The organism is Halobacillus sp. BBL2006 (assembly GCF_000786645.1).
Taxonomy (GTDB): domain Bacteria; phylum Bacillota; class Bacilli; order Bacillales; family Halobacillaceae; genus Halobacillus.
The window spans coordinates 1-5,209 of record NZ_JRNX01000709.1; the positions used below are offsets into that span (position 1 = coordinate 1).

At 42.9% G+C, this 5,209-nt stretch carries 4 protein-coding genes; all 4 read right to left on the bottom strand.

All coding sequences use genetic code 11. From position 1 onward, the window contains the following. Positions 1-143 precede the first annotated feature (143 nt). On the bottom strand, positions 144-1,769 hold the full coding sequence (locus LD39_RS18630; protein ID WP_035551581.1) for a sodium:solute symporter: 1,626 nt from the start codon (positions 1,767-1,769) through the stop codon (positions 144-146). Further along, a complete protein-coding gene (locus LD39_RS18635) occupies positions 1,766-2,923 on the bottom strand; it encodes a glycerate kinase (RefSeq protein ID WP_035551584.1) in 1,158 nt (385 codons plus the stop codon). Before LD39_RS18635 ends, LD39_RS18630 begins: the two co-directional genes overlap by 4 nt. Positions 2,924-2,925: 2 nt before the next feature. Next, positions 2,926-4,644: a sugar phosphorylase gene (locus LD39_RS18640; protein ID WP_035551588.1), complete on the bottom strand. Its 1,719-nt coding sequence runs from the start codon at positions 4,642-4,644 to the stop codon at positions 2,926-2,928. A gap of 127 nt (positions 4,645-4,771) precedes the next feature. Beyond that, positions 4,772-5,209: CdaR family transcriptional regulator (locus LD39_RS18645; protein WP_197061459.1), on the bottom strand; the 438-nt coding region annotated here is incomplete at its 5' end.

The following is a 5,209-nucleotide window of genomic DNA, read 5'->3' on the forward strand; positions in this document are numbered from 1 at the left end:
AATATAGACTTGCTCAATCGAAGTCAACTTCTTTGTCTGTCTGATTTTCTTCCACCAGTTGGAGCGAAGATAATCATTCATTTTCATGGTTGCTTCCTGTTGGTCAACGATCGGTTTTAAGTAGTTTGTCATGATTCAACCTCCTACAGGTTTTGCAAGTAAAGTAAGAATGCGATGACAACGAAGAAGTAGATGACCAAGTAAAGCGGCCATTTCTTCGTACTTTTCTCAGCTTTTACACTTTCAACAGAGCTTGCCGCTTCAGCACGAGAAGCAAGGTTCTTCTGAACATCTGTATTGGTGCGGTCAATTGTCAAGCCATCGACTTTTTCAGCAGATGGTGCTTTTGATAGCTTACTTACCAGATATCCGATTACTACAGCGACAACGGCTCCGACGAGGTTATTCCACAACCAGGAGATCTCTGCAAATGCTGTTACTGCCCAAACAGATATCATTCCGGCAATGACACCAGTAAAAGCTCCTGTCCCATTCACTCGCTTCGTGAAGATTGCCAGAATGAACACACCTAGAAGAGCTCCGTAGAAGTAAGATCCGACTTTGTTTACGGCTTCAATTACTGGTCCAAGGTTTCCTGCAAAGAACGCAAAGATGGTTGCATAAATCCCCCAGAAAACCGTTGCATAACGGGAAGCTTTTAAGTAGTGCTCTTCAGAGGCATTTTTCTTAAAGAATTTACTGTAAAAGTCACGAACTGACACGGCAGATAAAGAGTTTAACGCAGAGTCTAGACTGGACATAGCTGCCGCGAATACTCCGGCCATGATCAATCCTGAAATTCCGACTGGAAGTTCATTAACAACAAAGCGAGGAAACAGTTCGTTTAAATTCTCAACGTTCGGATCGCCTGCATATTGATAATAGATGTAAAGAAGTACACCAATCAAAAGGAATAGAAGCATTTGAGGAATCATTAGAACCCCACTTAATACAAGTGAAAGCTTACTTTCACGAATCGATTTACTTGTAAGTACTCTTTGAATCTGGCTTTGATCAGTACCAAAGTAGGCAGCATGCAAGAAGAAACCACCAATGACACCAGCCCAAATGCTGTACTCAACTGATAAATCAAAAGAGAAATCGAGGGAATCAAGCATACCTGTCTGAGAAGCGGTATTCATAACTTCGCCCCAGCCTCCAGGTACATCTTGAAAAATAACAAAAACACTCAAGCCAGCTCCGACCCATAGAACGACCATTTGGATGACATCTGTCCAAATGACCGCGCTGATTCCTCCAAGCACCGTGTAAGATACGGCGATCACGGCCATCAATATTATGGTGACGCTTAGATCCATTCCAGTTACAACAGATAGAACAAGTGCTGGGGCGTAAAGTACAACACCCGTTGCAAGTCCACGTGCAACCAGGAATAGTGCAGCGGTCAACGTTCTCGTTTTTACGTCAAAACGGCGTTCTAAGTACTCATAAGCAGTATAAACTTCAGTTTTATAGAAAAAAGGTACAAGGGTTGCAATCAAGAAAGCCATGGCTAACGGTACGTTAATAAACGTAGTCATTCGTGTTAGACCGCCATCGTAGCCCCAGCCGGGTGCACCGATAAAGGTTATGGCACTGGCTTGTGTCGCCATCACAGATAAACCAATGGCCCACCACGGAATACTTCTGCCTCCAAGGAAATAATCCTTCGTCGATTTCTGTTTTTTACCAAAAGCTGCACCAACTATAGCGGTACCAAGAATATAAACAATAAAGATCGCGTAATCGATTAAAGTAAAACTGCTCATTTACGAACATCACCTTTCTCTTGTTTCAAATGATAAATTTCCATCAAACGCCTGCTTGCTTTAGTCAAAAGTTCAGGACCGGACTCCATTGCTTCTTTCAACGTCATCGGCTCATCTATAATCGGCAAGACGGCAGAAAGACCCTGATCCTTAGCCGCACTCAATTCTCCTTCAATTTTTCCTGCAAAAGCGATACAAGGTACATGTATCTTCTTTGCTATTCGCGCGATTCCAATGGGGCCCTTTCCATATAGTGTCTGTGTATCGATCTTTCCTTCACCTGTGATTACGAGATCCGCTCCACTGATATGCTCAGTTAACTCTCCTAGTCTCGAAATTAATTCAAATCCGCTTTCGACTTGAAGATTTTCCAAGAGGCTGAATAAGGTAAAACCGAAGCCGCCAGCAGCTCCGCTGCCTACCTGATTTCTCATTTCTTTTCTTGTGTGCTGCTCCACTACAGAAGCGTACCGCTCCATACCTGATTCAAAATCAGTCAAACGTTCAGGCGTCACTCCTTTTTGTGGACCGAAAACTGTAATGGCACCCTCCGAACCTAATAGCGGATTCGTTACATCAGAGGCTATGATCCAATCAACCTGCCTTGTACGAGCGGATATGGTACCGGTTTCAATTTCAGCTACACGTTGTAAAGCGCCGCCGTTCATGTTCAGTTCAGTGCCTTTATCATCTAAAAATTTCACCCCTAGAGCCTGGAAGCACCCCGTACCTGCATCCACCGTTGCACTTCCTCCTAAACCGAGGATGATTCGTTCCGCTCCTCGTTTAAGAGCTGCTTGAATAATCTGGCCTGTACCGTAGGTTGAAGCGTTTGATGGATTCAGCTCTTCTCCCAGAAGTCGCGGCAACCCCGACGCAGCGGCCGTTTCTACGATAGCAGTTTTAGACTCATCCACCCATCCATATTCAGCAGTTACTTCTCGTCCCAAAGGATCGAAGACATTTTCTGCAATCATTTCGCCATCTAAGATTGTGACAAGAGCTTCCACCGTACCCTCCCCACCATCAGCAATCGGGATGGACTTGACATGGAAGGAAGGATTATAGGCTTTCACGCCAGCTTCAACGGCTGAACATGCTTCTGCACTGCTCATCGAGCCTTTAAATGAATCAGGTGCAACAATAATTTTCATGATTAGACCTCCTTCAACCACATAGCCTGATAGGGATTGACTGAAAGAGTTGATAGATTTGGAGAATAGATAGACTGAGAGATGACATCTTTAAACCCACGAGTCCCCAACTGAGCTTCGAGAGAGTCGACCTCTACGTTTATTTGTTGATCAGATACGTTAACGATTGCTAAAAGTTTCTCGCCTGTTCCTTCATAGATTCGAACTATTGTAAACAATCGATCGTCTAGGAAAAGTACTTCCTGCTCAGCATTTGGATGGAAGGCTCTTTCAGCTTTTCTCTTCTCGACCCTCTTCAGGAATCCATTGAAAATGGTCTCACGCAAGCTTCCTTCTGTTTCCAGTTCTTGCTTCAATTCTTGCACTGGTAATTTTTCACGATTAATTGAACGGTTACGTCCTGTCGCTTCAACGCCGTTTTGATCATTCTGAGAACCTAACAGACTATGAATATAAATGCCCGGAACGCCTTTCACCGATAACAAGATCGTTTGCGCTGCGATAAAGCGTTCAACCGTTTGCTGCTGTGGTTCTTCACCTTTCTTTAAAGCACTCAAATAATTAATGTTCAGCTCATATGGGCTTTTTGTTCCATCCCCGTTATCTTTATAAGAAACATAGCCACCGTTTTCTTTGACACGGTCGACCATGGCCTGAACTTCCCTTTCATCTAAGATCCCTTCAACCGGTCGTAACCCTACCCCGTCATGGGAAGCCAAGAAATTGAAATAGGAAGTGTGGTCACTCGTCGGTTCCAGTGAAGCCGCCCACTCAGAAAGATGTTTGGCATTCCCTGATAGAAAGGCATTCAAAGTCAGCGGTGGCAGAGGGAACTGATAAACCATATGGGCTTCATTGGATCCGTCACCAAAATAGCTGATGTTATCTTTATGAGGAACATTTGTCTCCGTAATGATTATGGTACCTGGGGAAATCTCTTCGAGTACCTCCCTCATCACTTGGACGATCCGATGAGTTTCATCCAAATGGATACTTGTGGTATTTAAGCGTTTCCATAGAAACCCTATGGCATCGAGACGCAGGTAACGGGCGCCGTGCTTAACGTACTGTGCAAGAATTTCAAGGACTTCTAAAAATAACGTTTCACTTTCATAATTCAAATCGATTTGATCATCGCTGAAAGTAGTCCAGACATATTTCGTCCCTTCCGCATGCTCAACTTTGGTGAGCAATGGTAATGCACGCGGTCTCACTATAGAACTGTGATCAAGTTCAGGATTAGACTCAACAAAATAGTCCTGATAAGCCGGATCACCTTTCAAATAGCTTAAAAACCAGTCGCTCTTACTTGAAATATGGTTGATGACAGCATCGAACATGAGATCATAATCTTCCGCAAGCTGATGAATATGCTGCCACTCTCCGAGTTCCGGATTCACCTTCAAGTAATCTTGTACCGAGAACCCATCATCAGACGTATAAGGATAAAATGGTAGAATGTGAACTGAGTTAATTGTATTGCCAACATAATCGTTTAAAAATTCCTTTAATGTTTGCAGCGATCTCTGCTCAGAGTTTTTAATCGAGTCGCCATACGTGATGAGCATGACATCTTTTTCATCTACCCATTCTTTTGGCTGGGCATCTTGTTTATATTGATCAACGAGATTATTAATCGCTTTCAAAATACGAGCACCTTTTTCTTCACCGTACACTTCATAGAGGTTTTGCTGAATCGTATCCTTTGTTTTTTGGCTCATTTCTAGTCCCTCCTAAATTTGTTAACGCTATCATATGAAAGATTCAGACCATTTTCTATGTTACATAGACTAAATTTATGCTTCATTTAACTTCTGTTTTTTAGTATTCAAACCAAAAAGACATCCATCAGGATGTCTTTTTGGTAATTTGATAGAACGCTAAGGCAATTTGAATCAAAGTAGAATCATTAATATCACGAGGATCATACCCCGTAACTTCACTCACTTTCTTTAACCTGTATTGCAATGTATTTTTATGAATATGCAGGTCCTCTGCTGTATCTTTAATGGACCCACTGTTCTTATAAAAAGTGTCCAAGGTATGGAAACACTCAGGAATTGATTCCAACGCAGAAGGTTGAAGCTTTCGCTGAACAAAATCTTCCCTGATCGATTCAGGTAAATCATACATGAACGATTCCACTCCAAGATCCTCAAAGTAATAGAGCGAACGTTGATGATCGATTCCGAAACGCAGTGCCCTGTCCGCCTCTTCGACCGATTTCCACAAGTCCATTGGCGATCCATAAAGACTGCCAATGCCTGCCACACTCTTTTGTTTATA